Here is a 17,929-nt window from a genome sequence, read left to right on the forward strand (position 1 = left end):
CTCACGGGCTCACGGGCTCACGGGCTCACGGGCCCAGTCGCTCAGGAGGTGTGCGGATCGCTGCGCGGGACGGCCACCGTCACCCGCAGCCCGTGCGGCGGGTTCTTCTCGTACGCGAGGGACCCGCCGCCCGCGGCGAGCAGGGCCCGGGAGATCGACAGGCCGAGCCCCGAGCCCTTGACGTTCTGGTGGCGGCCGCTGCGCCAGAACCGGTCCCCGACGCGCAGCAGCTCCTCGTCCGTGAGCCCGGGGCCGCGGTCGGCGACGACGACGTGCACGAAGGGCCCGTCCGCGGCCACCGACACCTCGACCTCCTCACCCTCCGGGGTGAACTTGAGGGCGTTGTCGATCACGGCGTCGAGCGCGCTGGAGAGCGCGATGGGGTCGGCCCAGCCCGTGACGGCGGTCCGGCCCGTCTCGGTGACCCGTACGCCCTTCTCCTCCGCGTACGGGCGCCAGGCGGCGACCCGCTCCGCGGTCAGCCCGGCGATGTCGGTGAGGCTGAGCTCGGCGGAGGTGTGCTCGGCCAGCGCCAGGTCCAGCAGGTCGTCCAGGACCTGGGTCAGGCGCTTGCCCTCGGTCCGCACGGAGGCGATCTCCTCGTTGCCCTCGGGCAGTTCGAGGGCGAGCAGCTCGATCCGCAGGAGCAGCGCCGCGAGCGGGTTGCGCAGCTGGTGGGAGGCGTCGGCGACGAACGCCCGCTGCTGCTCCAGGACCTCTTCCACGTTGTCGGCCATCTCGTTGAACGAATGTGCCAGGCGTTGGAGTTCCGGGGGCCCGCCGGCCGCCGCGACCCGGGAGTTCATCCGTCCGGTGGCGATGCCGTGGGCGGCGGCGTCCAAGGTCCGGACGGGCTTGAGCACCCAGCGGGTGAGCACGAGGGCGGCGCCGAAGGCCACGAGCATCGCAGCCGCCAGCCCGGCGATGATGATCAGCCAGCCGTCCAGGATGCGGGCCCGCATCTGGTCGGTGGGCGACTCGGTGACGACGACCGCGACGACGTCGCCGTCGAGGACGACCGGGGAGGCGACGAGCAGCTTGCCGTGGGACTGCCAGGGCCACACCTGGGCGGGGTCGTGGCTGCGGCGCCCGGCGAGCGCCTCCTGGAAGGCGCGGCGTCCCTCGCCCGCCTCCGGCAGCTCCCACCAGCCGGGCGCGCGGGCCATGGCGTTGTCGTCGCGCAGGAAGATGCCGACCCGGATGCCGTACAGCTGCTGGTAGCGGGCCAGTTCCAGCTGGAGGGTCTCCAGGCGCTCGGTGGATCCGGTGGATCCGGATCCCTCGGCGTCGATGACGAACTGGGCGAGGGCGGCGAAGCGGGCGCTGTCGTCGATGCGGTCGACGACCACGCGCTGCTGCTGGCCCGCGGCCAGGCTCACGGCGAGCGGGAAGCCGAGGGCGAGCAGCACGCCCGCCATGAGGACGACGAGCAGGGGGAGCAGGCGGGCGCGCACGGCGGGGCCCCGCTAGGGCGCGGCCGGGGTGACGAGCCGGTAGCCCACCCCGCGGACGGTCTCGATGAGCGCGGGCATGCGCAGCTTGGAGCGCAGCGAGGCGACGTGGACCTCCAGGGTCCGCCCGGTCCCCTCCCAGCTGGTGCGCCACACCTCGCTGATGATCTGCTCGCGCCGGAAGACGACCCCGGGGCGCTGCGCGAGCAGGGCCAGCAGGTCGAACTCCTTGCGGGTGAGCGGTACGTCGGCGCCGTCGACGCTGACCCTGCGGGTCGCCAGCTCGATGCTGACGGGGCCGAGCCGGACCACGTCCGGGGCGGCCGTCCCGGTGGCGGCGGCCTCCTCGGAGGGGCCGGTGCGCCGGGCGACGGCGTGGATGCGTGCGAGGAGTTCACCCGTGTCGTACGGCTTGACGACGTAGTCGTCGGCGCCCATGTTGAGGCCGTGGATGCGGGAGCGCACGTCGCCGCGCGCGGTCACCATGATCACGGGCGTGGAAGTGCGCTTCCGGATCTTGCCGCAGACCTCGTACCCGTCCTGATCGGGCAGGCCGAGGTCCAGGAGGACGACGCCGAAGGGGGGAGCTCCGGCGGGCAGCAGGGCCTGCAGGGCCTCCTCGCCGCTGCGGGCGTGGGTCACCTGGAAGCCGTGTCGGGCGAGGATCGCGGACAGGGCGGCGGCGACGTGGTCGTCGTCCTCGACGAGCAGCAGTCTCATGGCGTCCCCCTTTCCTGTTTTCCTGATCAGGGCCCGCGGTCAGGGCCACCCTGCATCCACGCCGATGAAGGGGCCCACGTCAAGGGGGTTCCGGTCCGGCGCGTCTTCCGTTATGCACCCGGTACGGGCGATCCCGCCCCGGTGGTCGCGGTGCGCACGGAGCGTATCGGAGCGAGGCCGTTTCGTTATGCTCAATTCTCCCTCAGATGTGATGACGGTGTGCGCACGACGTCACTACTGTCCTCCCAACCGAGGAGGACGGAGCAAGAAGCCGATGAGCGGAGTATCAGTGACCAAGGACGCGCAGGATGCGGCCCCGGCCGCGGACGACCTGGTCGTACTGAGCAACGTCAACAAGCACTTCGGCGCGCTGCACGTGCTTCAGGACATCGATCTGAGCATCGCCCGCGGTGAGGTCGTCGTCGTGATCGGTCCCTCGGGATCGGGCAAGTCCACGCTGTGCCGGACCATCAACCGCCTGGAGACGATCGACTCGGGCACCATCACGGTCGACGGCAAGGAACTGCCTGCGGAGGGACGGGAACTGGCCCGGCTGCGCGCCGATGTGGGCATGGTCTTCCAGTCCTTCAACCTGTTCGCGCACAAGACGGTGCTGCAGAACGTGATGCTCGGTCAGCTCAAGGTCCGCAAGACGGACTCGGCGACCGCGCTCGAGAAGGCCAAGTCCCTGCTGGACCGGGTGGGCGTCGGCTCCCAGGCCGACAAGTACCCGGCGCAGCTGTCCGGCGGCCAGCAGCAGCGCGTGGCGATCGCCCGCGCGCTGGCGATGGACCCGAAGGTGATGCTGTTCGACGAGCCGACCTCGGCGCTCGACCCGGAAATGATCAACGAGGTGCTGGAGGTCATGCAGCAGCTCGCCCGGGAGGGCATGACGATGGTGGTCGTCACGCACGAGATGGGCTTCGCCCGTTCTGCGGCCAATCGGGTCGTGTTCATGGCCGACGGAAAGATCGTCGAAGAGGCCGCACCCGAGCAGTTCTTCAGCAACCCGCGCAGTGACCGTGCGAAGGACTTCCTTTCGAAGATCCTGCACCACTGACGGTCTTGCTCTGGTAGTGATCCCCTGGCGGCTCGGAGCACGCGTGTCGCTCGTCGTCCAACAACGTCTCATCCGAGGGAAGTTCACCATGAAGGTTTTCAAGGCCGGTGCGGCCGCAGCCGTTGCCGCAGTGCTCGCCCTGACGGCGACCGCCTGCGGCGGCAGCAGCGACAAGGCGAGCGGTGACGGCGGTGCGTCCGGTGGCGCCAAGAAGGACAAGATCGTCATCGGCATCAAGTTCGACCAGCCCGGTCTGGGCCTCAAGACGCCGGACGGCAAGTTCACCGGCTTCGACGTGGACGTCGCGACGTACGTCGCCAAGGAGCTGGGCTACCAGCCCGACCAGATCGAGTTCAAGCAGGCCGTCAGCGCCGAGCGCGAGAACCTGATCGCCAACGGCGACGTGAAGCTGGTCGTCGCGAGCTACACGATCAACGACAAGCGCAAGGCGAAGGTCGACTTCGCCGGCCCGTACTTCCTGGCCCACCAGGACCTGCTGGTCCGCGCCGACGACTCCTCGATCACCAAGGCCGAGGACCTCAACAAGAAGAAGCTCTGCTCGGTCACCGGCTCCACGTCGGCGCAGAACGTCAAGACCAAGCTGGCCCCCGAGGCGGACCTGCTGGAGCAGGGCGGCTACTCCGAGTGCCTGACCGGCCTGGAGAACAAGAAGGTCGACGCCCTCACCACGGACAACTCGATCCTCGCCGGCTACGCCGCCCAGGAGAACAACAAGGGCAAGTTCAAGCTGGTCGGCCTGAAGCTCAGCGACGAGCCCTACGGCGTCGGCCTGAAGAAGGGCGACAAGGACCTGCAGACCAAGGTCAACGCCGCGCTGAAGAAGATGGTCGAGGACGGTTCCTGGCAGAAGGCCGTGGACAGCAACTTCGGTCCCGCCAACTACAAGAGCGAGCCTGCCCCGCAGATCACCGAAGGCAGCTGATTCATCGGTGAGGGGTGTCGCCGCCCGCCTGCCACGGGCGGCGGCCCTCCTCACCGGCCATCCTGGGGAGAGCGCAGGGCAACGTGTTCGACTTTCTTAATTCCGGGCAGTACGACGTGCTCGGAGCCTTCTGGGTGACGGTTCAGCTCACCCTCTACTCAGCAGTCGGATCCCTGATCTGGGGCACCATGCTGGCCGGGATGCGGGTCAGCCCGGTCCCGCTGATGCGGACCTTCGGCACCGCGTACGTCAACACCGTGCGCAACACCCCGCTGACCCTGCTGATCCTCGGCTGCTCGCTGGGCCTCAACCAGACACTGGGCATCTCGCTCGGCGGCGGAACGTTCAAGGAGACCGGGTTCCGTCTCGCGGTCCTGGGCCTGATCGCCTACACCGGCACCTTCGTCTGCGAAGCGATCCGCTCCGGCATCAACACCGTGCCCGTGGGGCAGGCCGAGGCCGCCCGCGCGCTGGGACTGAGCTTCTTCCAGGTGCTCACCCTGATCGTGCTGCCCCAGGCCTTCCGCGCGGTCATCGCGCCGCTCGCCAACGTGCTGATCGCCCTCACCAAGAACACCACGGTGGCCGCGACCATCGGCGTGGCGGAGGCGGCGCTGCTGATGAAGGAAATGCTGGAGAACGAGTCGGACGCGATCTTCGCCGTCTTCGCGGTCTTCGCTCTCGGCTTCGTCGTGCTGACCCTGCCCACCGGCCTGCTGCTGGGCTGGGTGGCCAAGCGAGTGGCGGTGAAGCGATGAGCTCCGTTCTGTACGACACCCCCGGCCCCAAGGCCAAAACCCGCAACTGGGTCTACACCGGTGCCTTCCTGGTGGTTCTCGCTCTGGTCCTGTGGTGGGCGCTGTCCCTCATGGCCGAGAAGAACCAGCTCGATGCCGACAAGTGGTCTCCGTTCGTCACCGACAGCCAGGTCTGGACGACGTATCTGCTCCCCGGCCTCGGTGAGACCCTCAAGGCCGGTCTGATCGCCATGGTGATCGCGCTGCCCCTGGGTGCGCTCCTCGGCATCGCGCGCCTCTCGGACCACGCGTGGATCCGCGTCCCGGTCGGCACGGTCGTGGAGTTCTTCCGCGCCATCCCGGTCCTGATGCTGATGTTCTTCAGCTCCGCCCTGTACGTGATGCTCGGTACCGTCAGCTCCGACCTGCGGCCGCTGTACGCGGTGGTCACCGGCCTGGTCCTGTACAACGCCTCGGTCATCGCCGAGATCGTCCGGGCCGGCATCCTGACGCTGCCCCGCGGCCAGACGGACGCGGCGAAGGCGATCGGCATGCGCAAGGGCCAGATCATGACGTACGTCCTGGTCCCGCAGGCCGTCACGGCGATGCTGCCCGCGCTGGTCAGCCAGCTCGTGGTGATCCTCAAGGACACGGCACTCGGCGGCGCGGCCCTGGGCTTCGCCGACCTGATGTCGATGAACCGGCAGATCTCCGCCAACTACAGCAACACCATCGCGACCATGGTCGTGATCGCGCTGATCTACATCGCCGTGAACTTCGCGCTCACCACCTTCGCCTCCTGGCTCGAAGGGCGGCTGCGGAAGTCGCAGAAGGGCACCGGCGCGGTCGTCGCCGGGGACGTGGCGGAGGTCGACGCGGGCGGCGCCGCCGGCGTGGGCGAGGCTCCCTGACGGCCGGCCCGACGACCGGAAGACACGGCTCCCCCACGAAGGCGGCCTGACGCCCGGTCAGTACACTTGTGTGACACCTGTGGTGCGGCGGAACTCATCCGCCGCACCACAGGGCGTTGGCGGGGCCGGGTGTCACTTGACGCAGGCACCTCCAGTGGGTTGCATACGTTCTGTGATCACATACCGGACATCGGGAGCCGCATCATGGACCCGGTGATCGTCGTCGGCGCAGGACCCGTCGGGCTGTCCCTGGCGCTGGCCCTGGCCGGCTCTGGCGTGCCCAGCGTCGTGCTCGACGAGGGACCGGGCAAGGACCTGCCCCGACCGGCCCGTACGGTCGTCCTGCACGAGGACACCTCGGCCATGGTCCACCGGCTGGGCTGTGCCACGCTGCGCGACGAGGGGGCGCTGTTCGCCGCCTGGCGCACCATGCGGCGCCGCAGCCGGGCCGACGACGCCCGGCGCGTCACCTTCGAGGACCGTCAGGCGCCCCTGCACCTGCCGCAGCACGCCCTCACGCGCGGGCTGCGCGACGCCGCGGCCGCGCATCCGCTGATCCAGCTGGTCACCGACAGCAAGCTGGACTCCCTGGAACAGGACGACGACGGGGTCACCGCGCACACCCGGGGCGCCGAGACCACCTGGTGGCGGGGGAGTTACCTGGTCGGCTGCGACGGGGCCCGCTCCACCGTGCGCAAGCTGCTCGGCATCCGCTTCCCGGGCCGCACCGCCGTCGAACGTCACGCCGTGGCCGCCCTGCGGACCGAACTCCCCTGGCCCGGCGAGGCCCTGCTGCACCGCGACCCGCCGCAGGAGACCACCGCCCGGCCGCTGCCGGACGGGGTGTGGCGGCTGGACTGGCTGCTCCCGGCCCGCGGGGAGCTGGTCACGCCCGACGCGCTCGTCACCCTGATCCGGGACACCCTGGCCGCGTGGTGCGGGGGCACGACACCCCCGTACGAGCTCCTCGACACCGGGGTGCACACCCTGCACCACCGGCTGGCGCGGCGCTGGCGCGACCGGCGCGCCTTCCTCGCCGGGGACGCCGCCCACCTGCTGGGCGCGCTCGGCACACAGGGGGTCGACGAGGGGCTGCGGGATGCCGAGAACCTCGCCTGGAAACTGTCCCTGGCCTGGCACCAGGGCGCTTCCGAGGACCTCCTCGACAGCTACGAGGGCGAGCGCCGCACGGCGGTCGCGGCCCGGCTGCGCGCCGCCGACCAGGCGATGCCCGTACTGCGCGGTGGCGGCGGGCTGCGGACGTACTTGCCCGGAGCCACCCGCTCCGGTGAACTCCTGCTGACCGACGGCCACTTGGGGCGGGGACCGCTGGGTGCGGCGCCGACGTACGCCCCGCCGGTGGCCGTACGCGAGGTGCCCACCGACACGGAGCCGGGCGGTCAGGTCGCCAACGTTCCCGTCACCGCGCCCGACGGGTCGACGGTGCCGCTGCGCGACCTGCTGGGGCGGGGCCGGCCGCTGGTGATCCTGGTCGCCCCGGGCACCGGGGTCTGGGACCGGCGGCACTGGCTGAGCGCCGGGCTGATGCCGCGGCTCGCGGCGGCGGTGAGCGCGCTGCCGGTCCGTACCGAACTGCTGGTCGCGGACGGCTATCCGGGGGCGCCCGCGCACACGGTCCTGCTGGTCAGGCCGGACGGGCACCTGGCGGCCACCTTCGCGGGCGTGCGGCCCGCGGAGCTGTACGAGGCGGCGGACACGCTCCGGTGGGGAGCGCCCGAGGGCGCTCGGGCGCCGCTCGATCCCGCGTCGGCCACACCCGCGAACCCGACACGTCCAGCCGTGATCGATTGACCGGTCTCCGGTCCGCGTGCTTCACTCCCGAACATGACCGGCAACGACGTACGCCTGTGGCGGAGGGTCCATATGGACCTGCTCCGCTACGCGGGCTGCGTGTGTCGCCCTTCCTGCTGATTCGCCTTCCCCCGCGCGCTCCGCGCGCCCTTTCGCGAACCCCCAGGACGGTCACGCCCCCATGTCTGCGCCCCTTGCCCCCAGTGCATCCACTGCGCCCCTCGCACCTCCGCACGCCCCCGTACGCGCCCCTGCTCGTGCGGTGACGGCGGCGGAACTCCTCGACTTCGCCCTGCGCACCGCCGCCGACCCGGCGGTCATCGACTCCCTCCCCCTCGACCCCGAGGGCCGGACCTGGATCCGCCTCGACGGGCCGGGGGGCAGCGAGGCCTGGGTGATCGGCTGGCCGCCGGGCACCGGCACCGGCTGGCACGACCACGCCGAGTCGCAGGGCGCGTTCGTCACCGCCCGCGGCCACCTGAGGGAGCACTCGCTGGCCGTACGGCTCCCCTCGGAGGGCTGGCGCAGCCTGGAACTCGCCCCGGACCTGGACCGCAGCCGCAGCCTGGGCGCGGGGACGGGCCGGGCGTTCGGCGAGCACCACGTCCACGAGGTGCTCAACGAGTCGCCGACGGAGCACGCGGTCTCGGTGCACGCGTACCATCCGCCGCTGCCCCTGATCCGCCGCTTCAGCCGCAGCGGACAGGTGCTCACGCTGGAGCAGGTCGAGCGTCCGGCGGACTGGCAGTGAGCGCCCCGGTCGGCATCGACGCCCTGCTGGAGCGGGTCCGGTCGACGTACACGCGGATCGACCCGGCGCAGGCGTACGAGGCGTTCGGCGCGGGCGACGCGCTGCTGGTGGACATCCGGTACCAGGCACTGCGCGAGCGGGACGGTCTGATCCCGGGAGCGCTGGTGGTGGAGCGCAACGAACTGGAGTGGCGCCTGGACCCCCAGGGCTCCCACCGGGCCCTTGAGGCCACCTCGCACGACCTGCGGGTCGTGGTGATCTGCAACGAGGGCTACGCCTCCTCCCTGGCGGCGGTCTCCCTCCACGCCCTGGGCCTCCACCGCGCGACGGACCTCACGGGCGGCTTCCAGGCCTGGAGGGCCGCCGGCCTCCCCGTCGCCCCCGCCCCTTAGGCCGGCGTCCGGGTACCGGGTACCGGGCCGGGCAGGCCGCGTGCATCACCGGGCCCGGGGCCCGCCGTTCCGGCGGCAGAGCCCCGGGCCCGGGCCGCGGACGGCGGCGGCCCACTACCGCGAAGTGGCCACCTCGACCGGCGGCACCCGCAGGGCGACCCGCCCCGGTACGGCGGTCGCGGCCAGCGCCAGCAGCCCGGCCACGCCCACCACCCCGACGTACACCACCGGCAGCACCGCGGGCGCCGCAGCCCCCGTCATGCCCACGCTGAACGCGGTCAGTACGGCCAGCGCGATCCCCGACCCCAGCACCGCCCCGATCAGCACCACCGCCAGCGCCTCCGCCCGCAGCATCCGCAGCACCTGCCGCCGCTTCGCTCCCGCCAGCCTCAGCATCGCGAACTCCCGCAGCCGCTCCGACGTGGACATCGCCAGCGTGTTGACCACCGCGATCGCGGTGAAGGCCAGGACCAGCCCCATCGCCAGCAGGTTGATCTCGGCACCTTCCCGCTGCCGCTCCCCCCGCGCCGCGTCCGCGTCACGCGCCGACAGCACCCCGACCCCCGGGAATCCGCCGACCGCCGCGGCCAGCCGCTCGCGCCCGGTCCCCGGCTCCGCCGCCACCAGCACGCTGCTCGCCAGCGGGTTGTCCACGTGCGCCGCGACGAGATCGTGCGGCAGCGTCAGATCACCGAAGCCCAGCCCCCGCGCGTACACGGCCGAAACGGTCAGGGTGACCGGCGTCCCGTCGCCCAGCGCCAGCTGCAGCGGGCTCCCCGGCTCCAGCCCCAGCTGATCGGCGGCCAGTTCGCTCACCGCCACGCTCTGGTCGCCAAAGCCGTCCAGGCTCCCGCTCGTCACACCCGGGTCCCAGGTGCGGGTCAGCCCGGCCGGGGTGACGCCCTGCGCGCCGTACTTCGTCAGCCCCACCCGTACGGACGTGTGAACGATCTCGGTGGCGGCCGTGACCCCGGGGGTCCGCCGGACCCGCTCCGCCGCCGCACCCGTGACCCCCGGCCCCTGCGCGGCGAGCACCCAGCCGGCCCGGATCCCGTCACGGGCCTGCGCCCGTGCGGCGTTGCCCAGCGTCGGCGTGATGAACAGGACGGTGCAGGTCATGCCGATCAGCAGCGCGAGCGGGGTGACGGCGGAGGCCATCCGGGTGGCGTTGCCGCGCAGGTTCGCGGTGGCCAGGTACCCGCCGGGGCCGGCCAGCCGCAGCGGCCCGGCGAGCACGGCGGTCGCGCCCCGGACCAGCAGCGGGCCGAGCAGCGAGACCGCTCCGGCGAAGACGACGACCGCGAGGAAGGTCACCGGGGTCGATGCCGGCTCGGTGCGCAGCGCGCTGAGTACGGCGACCAGCACCACACCGCCGGCCAGCAGCAGCACCCCGATCGCGATCCGGATCCACGCGGGCCGCCCCCGCTCCACGGCGGCTTCGGCGAGCGCCTCGGCCGGGCGGATCCGGGCGATCCGCCGCCCGGTGATCCGGGCCGCGGCCCAGGCTCCGAGCAGGCTCGCGCCGACGGCGGCGAACATCGGGAAGATCCCGGCGGTGCGCTCCAGGTTGGCGGGGACGACCCCGCTGTCGATGAACCGGCCGTGCAGCCAGGCGGCGAGCGGGAGTCCGGCGAGCGCCCCCGCGACACCGGCGGCCAGTCCCACGAGCAGGGCCTCGCGGCCGATCATGCGGCGCAGTTGCCTGGGCGTGGCGGCGATGGCCCTCAGCAGGGCGAGCTCGCGGTAGCGCTGCTGGACGGAGAGGGCGAAGGTGCCGACGACCACGAGGATCGCGACGAGCAGCGAGGTGCCTCCCATGGCCCCGCCCATGGAGACCAGCTTGATGCGTGCGCCTGCCGCATCGAGGAACTCCACGGGCCCGCGCGCGTCGCCCGCGGCGACCTGCGCGCCACTGCCCCGGCCCTGGAGCGCCTTTCCGATGCGCCCGGCCAGCTCACCGGGGTCGGTCCCGGGCGCCGGGAGCACCCCGATGGCGGTGACCTGTCCGTCGCGGGCGGCCAGCCGCTGCGCCTCGGCGTCGCCGAAGAACAGCGCGCTCTGCCGGGCGAGGTCGCCGGCGGCGCTCCGTGCGATCCCGCTCACGGTGTACGTCTTCGGCTCGCCGGTGGCCTGCACGGTGAGCGGGGCGCCCGTCTTGAGTCCTGCGCGGGCGGCCAGTTCCCGGTCGACGACGACCTCGTCGCCGCCCCGGGGGGCGCGGCCCTCGGCGAGTGTGAAGGGGGTGAGGACGGCGGAGGTCCAGGCGTGCCCGTACGAGGGCTTCGCGCCGCCGGCGGCCTTGACCAGCGGAACGGCCTGGAAGCTGAGCTCGGGTACGGCCCGCTCGACGCCGGGCACGGAACGGACCGCGTCCACGGTGGCGGCGGGGAGCCAGGCCCGCTCGGCGACGGGCTTGGCCTTGTGCTTCGTCTTGGAGCCGCCCTTCTTCTCCTTGACCGTGGTCTGGTGCACGTTCTGGTCGGCGGAGACCACGACCGGCGCGGCCGCGTAGCGCTCGGTGGCGATCTTTCCGCGGAGTCCGGTTTCCAGGAGCGTGCCGCAGGCGGTGATGAGGGCGGCCGCGCACAGCAGTGCGACGAAGGCGCCGAGGAAGCCGGCCTTGCGGTCCCTGACGGTCTGTAGGGCGTAACGCAGCATCATGCGGCCAACTCTGCCGCCGGGCCCGCGCGTTGGCAGTGAAGCACCCCGGCGTCTCGGCCCGGGGGCTATCCCCACCCCCCGGGGCCCTGCCCGAGCCCCGCGGCCCGGAGGCTCGAGGCCCGGAACCCGCGCACCTCGGGACCGCGTACCTCAGAACCCCGCATACCCCAGGCCGTCCGCGTCCTCGTCCGCGCCTTCGGCGCCCTCCTGCTCCAGCGCGCGCCGCACCACCCGCAGGGCCATGCCCTCCGGGTACCCCTTGCGGGCGAGCATCCCGGCGAGGCGCCGGATCCGCTTGTCCCGCTCCAGGCCCCGGGTGGAGCGGAGCTTGCGCTCGACGAGCTCCCGGGCGGTCTGCTCCTCCTGGTCGGAGTCCAGCTGCTCCAGGGCCTCCTGGACGAGGGTGGCGTGCACCCCCTTGGTGCGCAGCTCCTGCGCGAGCGCCCGGCGGGCGAGGCCCCGGCCGCGGTGGCGGGACTCGACCCAGGCCCCGGCGAACGCGGCGTCGTCGATCAGGCCCACCTCCTCGTACCGGGAGAGGACCTCCTGCGACACCTCCTCGGGGATGCCCCGCTTCTCCAGGGCGTCCGCGAGCTGCCGCCGGGTGCGCGGCATCCCGGTGAGCAGGCGCAGGCAGATCGCCCGCGCCTGCTCCTCGGGACTCTGGGGCGGCAGTTCCTGGCGGCCTTCCCGGTCGCCGTCACGGCGACCCTCCCGGCCGCCCTCACGACGGCCTTCGCGGCCGCCCTCCCGGCGATCTCCGCGACGGCCCTCCCGGCCGCCACTCCCGCCGCCCCTTTCCTGCTCCCGCACGGTCAGCTCTTGGCGACGGCAGCCTTGGCCGTCGTCTTGGCCTTCGACGCGGGGGCGGGCACGGCCGCGGCCTCGGCGGCGGGCGCGCCGGCGGCGGCCTCGGCGGCGGCGTCCTTGCGCACGCCCACGCCCAGCTTCTCCTTGATCTTCCGCTCGATCTCGTTGGCGAGGTCGGGGTTGTCCTTCAGGAAGTTGCGGGCGTTCTCCTTGCCCTGGCCGAGCTGGTCGCCCTCGTACGTGTACCAGGCGCCGGCCTTGCGCACGAAGCCGTGCTCCACGCCCATGTCGATCAGACCGCCCTCGCGACTGATGCCCTGGCCGTAGAGGATGTCGAACTCGGCCTGCTTGAAGGGCGGCGCGACCTTGTTCTTGACGACCTTGACGCGGGTGCGGTTGCCGACCGCGTCGGTGCCGTCCTTGAGGGTCTCGATGCGGCGGATGTCGAGGCGCACGGAGGCGTAGAACTTCAGCGCGCGGCCACCGGTGGTGGTCTCCGGCGAGCCGAACATCACACCGATCTTCTCGCGGAGCTGGTTGATGAAGATCGCGGTGGTCTTGGACTGGTTGAGCGCACCGGTGATCTTCCGGAGCGCCTGGCTCATCAGCCGGGCCTGGAGACCCACGTGCGAGTCGCCCATCTCGCCCTCGATCTCCGCGCGCGGCACGAGCGCGGCGACGGAGTCGATGACGATCAGGTCGAGGGCACCGGAGCGGACCAGCATGTCCACGATCTCCAGCGCCTGCTCGCCGGTGTCCGGCTGCGACAGGATGAGGTTGTCGGTGTCGACGCCGAGGGCCTTCGCGTACTCGGGGTCGAGCGCGTGCTCGGCGTCCACGAAGGCGACGGTGCCGCCGGCCTTCTGTGCGTTGGCAACGGCGTGCAGGGTCAGGGTCGTCTTACCGGAGGACTCCGGGCCGTACACCTCGATCACACGGCCGCGGGGCAGCCCGCCGACGCCGAGGGCGATGTCCAGCGCGGTCGACCCGGTGGGGATGACCTCGATGGGGTCGTTCGGCTTGTCGCCGAGGCGCATGACCGCACCCTTGCCGAATTGCCGTTCAATCTGTGCGAGCGCGGCGTCGAGAGCCTTCTCGCGGTCGGTGCCTGCCATGGGTTCCACCCGGTTTGCTTGAGTCGATCGCTTCACGCCATTGACGCTAACGCCTGCCACTGACAATGCGCTTCCACGCCCGTTTCGGCTGTGGATAACTCATCAGAATGGATGTTCGATTTCCATGTCAAGCGGGCTCGCCGGGCACTCGACTGACAACCCAGGGTTGACACCCCTTCGACTGTCAACCTAGGGTTGCACCTATGACGAACCCTTCGGTGGAACCCGTCCGCATGACCAATCCGGTACGCCTCGACGATCTGATCGAGGCCATCAAGAAGGTCCACACCGACTCCCTGGAGCAGCTCAGCGGCGCCGTCGTCGTCGCCGAGTCGCTCGGCGACGTCGCGGACCACCTCATCGGCCACTTCGTCGACCAGGCCCGCCGCTCCGGCGCCTCCTGGACCGACATCGGCCGCAGCATGGGCGTCACCCGCCAGGCCGCCCAGAAGCGCTTCGTCCCCAAGGCCGACAAGGAGGGCGAGGGCGGCATGGACCCCAACCAGGGCTTCGGCCGCTTCACACCGCGCGCCCGCAACGTCGTCGTCACCGCGCAGAACGAGACCCGCGCCGCCGGCAACTCCGAGATCCGCACCGAGCACCTCGTCCTCGGCCTGCTCGCCGAGCCGGAGGGCCTCGCCGCGCTCGCCCTGCGCGCCCAGCAGGTCTCCGCGGACGACGTGCGCACCGCCGCGACCGCCGCCCTGCCCCCGGCCGCCACCGGGGAGCTCCCCGCCCTCATCCCCTTCGACGCCGGCGCCAAGAAGGCCCTGGAGCTCACCTTCCGCGAGGCGCTGCGCCTGGGCCACAACTACGTGGGCACCGAGCACATCCTCCTCGCCCTCCTCGAACTCGAGAACGGCGAAGGCCCGCTCAGCGGCCTCGGCGTCGACAAGGCCGCCGTCGAGGCGACCGTCAACGAGGCCCTGGCGTCCTTCGTCGCCGCGGACGGGGAAAAGGCCGGAGAGACCCGGTAGCCGGTCCCCCGGCCGCCCGCTCGGTGAGCTCGTACCGCTTCACGTACGCGCCGAGGAAGGCCTGCAGCGTGGCGACGGCCGGGATCGCGATGAGCGCCCCGACCGCGCCCAGCAGGGCCGTGCCGGCGATGACGGAACCGAAGGCCACCGCCGGGTGGATGTCGACCGTCTTCGAGGTCAGCTTCGGCTGCAGGACGTAGTTCTCGAACTGCTGGTAGATCACCACGAAGCCCAGCACGTACAGCGCGTACCAGGGCGAGTCCGGGAAGGCGATCAGCATCGGCAGCGCGCCCGCCAGGTAGGTGCCGATGGTGGGGATGAACTGGGAGACCAGCCCCACCCACACCGCCAGCGCGGGCGCGTACGGCACGTCGAGCACCGCGAAGACGACGTAGTGGGCGATGCCGGAGACCAGGGCCATCAGCCCGCGCGAGTACAGGTAGCCGCCCGTCTTGGCGACGGCGATCTCCCAGGCGCGCAGCACCTCCGACTGCTTCGCCGGCGGCAGTACGGAGCACAGCGCGCGCCGCAGCCGCGGCCCGTCGGCGGCGAAGTAGAAGGAGAAGAGCCCGACCGTCAGCAGCCGGAAGAGCCCGCCGAGCACGGTGGCGGACACGTCGAGCACGCCGGTCGCGCTGTTCTGCACGTACTTCTGGAGCCAGTCGGAGTGCAGCAGGCTGTCCTGGATCTCCAGCCGGGACAGCTTGGTGTGGAAGGTGGTGTTGATCGTGCCGATCACCGAGTCGAGGTAGCGGGGGAAGCCCCCCACCATGTCGACGATCTGCCCGGCGAGCATCGAGCCGAGCAGCACGACGAACCCGGCGGCGGCGACGAACACGCCCAGGAACACCAGGAAGGTGGCGAGCCCTCGGCGCATGCCGCGGGCCGCCATCCGGGACACGGCGGGTTCGACCGCGAGCGCGAGGAAGAACGCGATCAGGATGTTGACGAGCAGCGCCGTCAGCTGGTGGAAGGCCCAGCTGCCGAGCTGGAAACAGGCGATGAGGGCGAGCACGAGGACGACGGCGCGCGGCAGCCAGCGCGGCATCCGGGCCCCGGCCCCCGCCGGCGGTGCGGTGGCCCCGCCGGGGGGTGCTGTGGATCCCGCGGGCTCGGCCGCCTCGGCCGGCCCGGCCCCCTCGGCGGTGTCGGTCGTCGCATCGGTCGTCGCATCGGTCGTCGTGCCGGTCGTCGTCACGGTCGTCTCATCGGTGGCTGCCACGCCGACCAGTCTGTCCCACCCGTCCCGCGTCCGGGGAAACGGCCGCCCGGGTCAGCGCAGCGAGGCGGGCACGTCCATCGCCGAACACACCGCGCGCCACACGTCCTTGGCCTCCCAGCCCGCGTCCAGCGCCTGGTGGACGGTCCGTCCGCCGAGTTCCGTCATGACGTGGTCCCGCGCGAAGGAGTCCGCGTAGCCCGCACCGAAGTGCTCGGCCATCCGCTCCCAGAAAATCGTCAACCGCATGCCCCCAGTATCCCGCCCCGGGAGAGTGCACCGGAGTCGTTCTCCTCCCGTCCGCGAGGCAGCGCGCCCTACGGTGTCACGCATGCCTGGAGACGACGCTTCCTCGCTGACCCCACCGCCCTCATCGATCCCACCAACCCCACTGGCCCGCGCCGAGCAGTTCTTCTGGCTCACGGCCCGGGTCCTGGAGCAGCGGCGGTTCGCCTTCCACTTCCTCGGCGGGGAGGCCGACGCGGTGGACACCGCCCTCGGCTCGTACCTCAACGCCGACGGCGGCTACGGCCACGCCCTCGATCCGGATCTGCGCGGTCCGCTCAGTCATCCGCTGCACACCGCGCACGCGCTCCGGATCCTGGACGGCCTGGGCCGCTGCGCCGGGCAGCGGATCGAACGGCTCTGCCGCCACCTGACCCGGGTCTCCACCGCGGACGGCGCGCTCCCGGTGGTCCTCCCGGCCCCGCGCGGCTATCCCGGGGCCCCCTACCACCCGGTGTACGACGATCCGCCGGGCGAGCTGCTGACCACGGGCCCGGTCGTCGGCGTACTGCACCGCAACCGGATCTGGCACGCGTGGCTGTTCCGGGCCACGGACTTCTGCTGGGAGCGGGTCGAGAACCTGCGCCGGCCGGGCCCGTACGAGGTCCAGAGCGCGGTGGCCTTCCTCGACGGCGCCCCCGACCGGGCGCGGGCGGTGGCGGCCGCGGACCGGCTCGGACGGCTCGTACGGGAGCAGCGGCTGGTCGTGCTCGACCCGCGCCGGCGCCGGGAGTACCCGCAGTACCCCGGCTGCGCGCCGGGCGAGCAGCTGTTCGCGCACGACGTCGCCCGGCGGCCGGAGTCGCTGGCACGCGGCTGGTTCACCGACGAGGAGATCGGGCGGTCGCTGGACTTCCTGGCCGCCGGACAGCAGCAGGACGGCGGCTGGCCGGTGCGGCGCCTCGCGTGGGCGCCGGGCAGCTCGCTGGAGCGGCGCCCGATCGCCACCCTGGAGGCCTTGCTGACGCTGCGCGCGTACGGGCGGCCCCTGACCGGTGATCCCCCGGCGGACGCTACCCGCCCAGGGCCCGCACTCCCGCGGTGACGACCACGGCGGCGGCGACCACGAGCAGGAACGGCGCCCGCAGCAGCAGCGCGAGCCCCGCGGCGGCCAGCCCGGCGGCGCGGGCGTCGAGGACGAGCTCGTGCCCGGTGCTGAAGGTCTGCTGGGCGGTGAGCGCGGCGAGCAGCGCGACCGGCAGCAGGGCGGCGAGCCGGCGCACCGCCGGCCGCTCCAGTACCCCGGCGGGCACGAGCAGCCCGGCGAGCTTGACGGCGTAGCAGCCGACGACGGTGAGCGCGATGGCGATCCAGACGTTCACGAGCGGCGTCCCTTCAGCCAGAGGACCGCGGGCGCGGCGAGGGCGGCGACGAGCACCGGCAGCCCGGCGGGCAGCACGGGCAGCAGGCCCAGCCCCAGGACGAGGGCGAGCGCGGCGACGGCCCGCTCGGTGGCGGTCTTCAGCATCGGCGCGAGCAGGGCCAGGAAGACGGCCGGTCCGGCGGCGTCCAGCCCCCACGCGGAGGTGTCCCCGAGGGCCTCGGCGCCGAGGGCGCCGAGCAGGGTGGTCAGGTTCCACAGGACGTACAGGCTCAGCCCGGTCACGGTGAACCCGAGCCGGGCCGACCTGCGGTCCGGCTGGGCCAGCGCCACGGCGGTGGTCTCGTCGATCACCCAGTGGGCGGCGAGCGGCCGCACGGCCCTGGGCACGGCGAGCAGCTGCGACAGGCGCAGCCCGTAGAAGGCGTTCCGCGTACCGAGGAAGAACGCCCCGGCGGCGGCGGTGAACGGGTTCCCGCCCGCGGCCAGCGCCCCGACCAGGGCGAACTGCGAGGCTCCGGTGAACACCAGCAGGCTCAGCGCGCAGGCCTGGAGCACGCTGATCCCGGCCCCGGCGGCGGTCACCCCGAAGGCGAACCCGGACAGCCCCACGGCCACCCCGACCCCGAGCGCGTCCCGTAGGACGGCCCCCCGCGGCCGCTCCTCGACCCCCTCGGGGGTCTCCTGCCTCACCATCTGTCGTTCTCGCACGCCCCTGACCGTACGCAGCCCGCCCCCACCGGTCTTGTACGTTCTTGCAGGCG

Annotated in this window: 19 protein-coding genes; 10 read left to right on the plus strand and 9 right to left on the minus strand. The window is 72.4% G+C overall.

Annotated features, from left to right (window positions below; genetic code table 11):
• Positions 1-41: 41 nt before the first annotated feature.
• Both K7B10_RS12405 and K7B10_RS12410 read right to left on the minus strand, forming a co-directional pair.
• Positions 42-1,454 (minus strand): sensor histidine kinase, encoded by a 1,413-nt coding sequence (locus tag K7B10_RS12405; RefSeq protein WP_229336158.1) that lies wholly within the window; start codon positions 1,452-1,454, stop codon positions 42-44.
• Between the two features lie 12 nt (positions 1,455-1,466).
• Positions 1,467-2,171: a response regulator transcription factor gene (locus K7B10_RS12410; RefSeq protein WP_229336159.1), complete on the minus strand. Its 705-nt coding sequence runs from the start codon at positions 2,169-2,171 to the stop codon at positions 1,467-1,469.
• Between the two features lie 274 nt (positions 2,172-2,445).
• Here K7B10_RS12410 and K7B10_RS12415 point away from each other — a divergent pair, with 274 nt between their 5' ends.
• The 8 genes from K7B10_RS12415 (at position 2,446) to K7B10_RS12445 (ending at position 8,777) form a co-directional block, all read left to right on the plus strand.
• Positions 2,446-3,231, plus strand: coding sequence for an amino acid ABC transporter ATP-binding protein (locus K7B10_RS12415; protein ID WP_229336160.1), 786 nt, complete (start codon positions 2,446-2,448; stop codon positions 3,229-3,231).
• A gap of 88 nt (positions 3,232-3,319) precedes the next feature.
• Positions 3,320-4,174 carry a glutamate ABC transporter substrate-binding protein gene (locus K7B10_RS12420; RefSeq protein ID WP_030859667.1) on the plus strand — a complete coding sequence of 285 codons (855 nt, stop codon included), beginning with the start codon at positions 3,320-3,322 and terminating at the stop codon, positions 4,172-4,174.
• Between the two features lie 83 nt (positions 4,175-4,257).
• The gene (locus tag K7B10_RS12425) at positions 4,258-4,932 is read left to right on the plus strand and encodes an amino acid ABC transporter permease (RefSeq protein WP_229336161.1); all 675 of its coding nucleotides are present in this window, start codon (positions 4,258-4,260) and stop codon (positions 4,930-4,932) included.
• Positions 4,929-5,822: an amino acid ABC transporter permease gene (locus tag K7B10_RS12430; RefSeq protein WP_229336162.1), complete on the plus strand. Its 894-nt coding sequence runs from the start codon at positions 4,929-4,931 to the stop codon at positions 5,820-5,822. The genes K7B10_RS12425 and K7B10_RS12430 overlap by 4 nt, the downstream gene beginning before the upstream one ends.
• 204 nt (positions 5,823-6,026) lie before the next feature.
• The gene (locus K7B10_RS12435; protein WP_229336163.1) at positions 6,027-7,634 is read left to right on the plus strand and encodes an FAD-dependent monooxygenase; all 1,608 of its coding nucleotides are present in this window, start codon (positions 6,027-6,029) and stop codon (positions 7,632-7,634) included.
• A 72-nt stretch (positions 7,635-7,706) separates the two neighbouring features.
• On the plus strand, positions 7,707-7,754 hold the full coding sequence (locus tag K7B10_RS41585; RefSeq protein WP_311314449.1) for a hypothetical protein: 48 nt from the start codon (positions 7,707-7,709) through the stop codon (positions 7,752-7,754).
• A 61-nt stretch (positions 7,755-7,815) separates the two neighbouring features.
• Positions 7,816-8,385, plus strand: coding sequence for a cupin domain-containing protein (locus tag K7B10_RS12440; RefSeq protein WP_229336164.1), 570 nt, complete (start codon positions 7,816-7,818; stop codon positions 8,383-8,385).
• Positions 8,376-8,777, plus strand: coding sequence for a rhodanese-like domain-containing protein (locus K7B10_RS12445; protein ID WP_229344967.1), 402 nt, complete (start codon positions 8,376-8,378; stop codon positions 8,775-8,777). The genes K7B10_RS12440 and K7B10_RS12445 overlap by 10 nt, the downstream gene beginning before the upstream one ends.
• Positions 8,778-8,891: 114 nt before the next feature.
• Here the strand turns inward: K7B10_RS12445 and K7B10_RS12450 are convergent, their stop codons facing one another.
• The 3 genes from K7B10_RS12450 to recA form a co-directional block, all read right to left on the minus strand.
• The gene (locus K7B10_RS12450) at positions 8,892-11,438 is read right to left on the minus strand and encodes an FtsX-like permease family protein (RefSeq protein ID WP_229336165.1); all 2,547 of its coding nucleotides are present in this window, start codon (positions 11,436-11,438) and stop codon (positions 8,892-8,894) included.
• A 150-nt stretch (positions 11,439-11,588) separates the two neighbouring features.
• Positions 11,589-12,251 (minus strand): recombination regulator RecX, encoded by a 663-nt coding sequence (gene recX, locus K7B10_RS12455; protein ID WP_372481400.1) that lies wholly within the window; start codon positions 12,249-12,251, stop codon positions 11,589-11,591.
• Positions 12,252-12,253: 2 nt separating this feature from the next.
• The gene (gene recA, locus K7B10_RS12460) at positions 12,254-13,363 is read right to left on the minus strand and encodes a recombinase RecA (RefSeq protein ID WP_182508529.1); all 1,110 of its coding nucleotides are present in this window, start codon (positions 13,361-13,363) and stop codon (positions 12,254-12,256) included.
• A 203-nt stretch (positions 13,364-13,566) separates the two neighbouring features.
• Here recA and K7B10_RS12465 point away from each other — a divergent pair, with 203 nt between their 5' ends.
• Positions 13,567-14,340, plus strand: a complete 774-nt coding sequence (locus K7B10_RS12465) for a Clp protease N-terminal domain-containing protein (protein ID WP_229336166.1) — start codon at positions 13,567-13,569, stop codon at positions 14,338-14,340.
• Here the strand turns inward: K7B10_RS12465 and K7B10_RS12470 are convergent.
• Positions 14,279-15,388, minus strand: coding sequence for an AI-2E family transporter (locus tag K7B10_RS12470; RefSeq protein WP_372481547.1), 1,110 nt, complete (start codon positions 15,386-15,388; stop codon positions 14,279-14,281). The two genes, K7B10_RS12465 and K7B10_RS12470, sit on opposite strands and share 62 nt — an antisense overlap.
• 225 nt (positions 15,389-15,613) lie before the next feature.
• Positions 15,614-15,808 carry a DUF3046 domain-containing protein gene (locus K7B10_RS12475; RefSeq protein ID WP_030154244.1) on the minus strand — a complete coding sequence of 65 codons (195 nt, stop codon included), beginning with the start codon at positions 15,806-15,808 and terminating at the stop codon, positions 15,614-15,616.
• 82 nt (positions 15,809-15,890) lie between these two features.
• On the opposite strand from K7B10_RS12475, the gene K7B10_RS12480 reads away from it, so the two are divergent.
• Positions 15,891-16,889: a hypothetical protein gene (locus tag K7B10_RS12480; protein ID WP_229336168.1), complete on the plus strand. Its 999-nt coding sequence runs from the start codon at positions 15,891-15,893 to the stop codon at positions 16,887-16,889.
• Here the strand turns inward: K7B10_RS12480 and K7B10_RS12485 are convergent.
• Both K7B10_RS12485 and K7B10_RS12490 read right to left on the minus strand, forming a co-directional pair.
• Entirely contained in the window at positions 16,858-17,166 is a 309-nt protein-coding gene (locus tag K7B10_RS12485; protein ID WP_030859690.1) for an AzlD domain-containing protein, read from the minus strand. The two genes, K7B10_RS12480 and K7B10_RS12485, sit on opposite strands and share 32 nt — an antisense overlap.
• On the minus strand, positions 17,163-17,861 hold the full coding sequence (locus tag K7B10_RS12490) for an AzlC family ABC transporter permease (RefSeq protein ID WP_229344970.1): 699 nt from the start codon (positions 17,859-17,861) through the stop codon (positions 17,163-17,165). The genes K7B10_RS12485 and K7B10_RS12490 overlap by 4 nt, the downstream gene beginning before the upstream one ends.
• Between the last annotated feature and the right edge of the window lie 68 nt (positions 17,862-17,929).

It is taken from the genome of Streptomyces flavotricini (assembly GCF_020639365.1).
Taxonomy (GTDB): Bacteria; Actinomycetota; Actinomycetes; order Streptomycetales; family Streptomycetaceae; genus Streptomyces; species Streptomyces flavotricini.

What these genes read in the sequence shown, in the direction of transcription:
- K7B10_RS12450 (WP_229336165.1), bottom strand. Translation starts at nt 11,438, where the DNA reads ATGATGCTGCGTTACGCCCTACAGACCGTCAGGGACCGCAAGGCCGGC.
- K7B10_RS12435 (WP_229336163.1), top strand. Translation starts at nt 6,027, where the DNA reads ATGGACCCGGTGATCGTCGTCGGCGCAGGACCCGTCGGGCTGTCCCTG.
- K7B10_RS12415 (WP_229336160.1), top strand. Translation starts at nt 2,446, where the DNA reads ATGAGCGGAGTATCAGTGACCAAGGACGCGCAGGATGCGGCCCCGGCC.
- K7B10_RS12420 (WP_030859667.1), top strand. Translation starts at nt 3,320, where the DNA reads ATGAAGGTTTTCAAGGCCGGTGCGGCCGCAGCCGTTGCCGCAGTGCTC.
- recA (WP_182508529.1), bottom strand. Translation starts at nt 13,363, where the DNA reads ATGGCAGGCACCGACCGCGAGAAGGCTCTCGACGCCGCGCTCGCACAG.
- K7B10_RS12470 (WP_372481547.1), bottom strand. Translation starts at nt 15,388, where the DNA reads ATGCCGCGCTGGCTGCCGCGCGCCGTCGTCCTCGTGCTCGCCCTCATC.
- K7B10_RS12410 (WP_229336159.1), bottom strand. Translation starts at nt 2,171, where the DNA reads ATGAGACTGCTGCTCGTCGAGGACGACGACCACGTCGCCGCCGCCCTG.
- K7B10_RS12475 (WP_030154244.1), bottom strand. Translation starts at nt 15,808, where the DNA reads ATGCGGTTGACGATTTTCTGGGAGCGGATGGCCGAGCACTTCGGTGCG.
- K7B10_RS12490 (WP_229344970.1), bottom strand. Translation starts at nt 17,861, where the DNA reads ATGGTGAGGCAGGAGACCCCCGAGGGGGTCGAGGAGCGGCCGCGGGGG.
- K7B10_RS12465 (WP_229336166.1), top strand. Translation starts at nt 13,567, where the DNA reads ATGACGAACCCTTCGGTGGAACCCGTCCGCATGACCAATCCGGTACGC.
- K7B10_RS12440 (WP_229336164.1), top strand. Translation starts at nt 7,816, where the DNA reads ATGTCTGCGCCCCTTGCCCCCAGTGCATCCACTGCGCCCCTCGCACCT.
- K7B10_RS12480 (WP_229336168.1), top strand. Translation starts at nt 15,891, where the DNA reads ATGCCTGGAGACGACGCTTCCTCGCTGACCCCACCGCCCTCATCGATC.
- K7B10_RS12430 (WP_229336162.1), top strand. Translation starts at nt 4,929, where the DNA reads ATGAGCTCCGTTCTGTACGACACCCCCGGCCCCAAGGCCAAAACCCGC.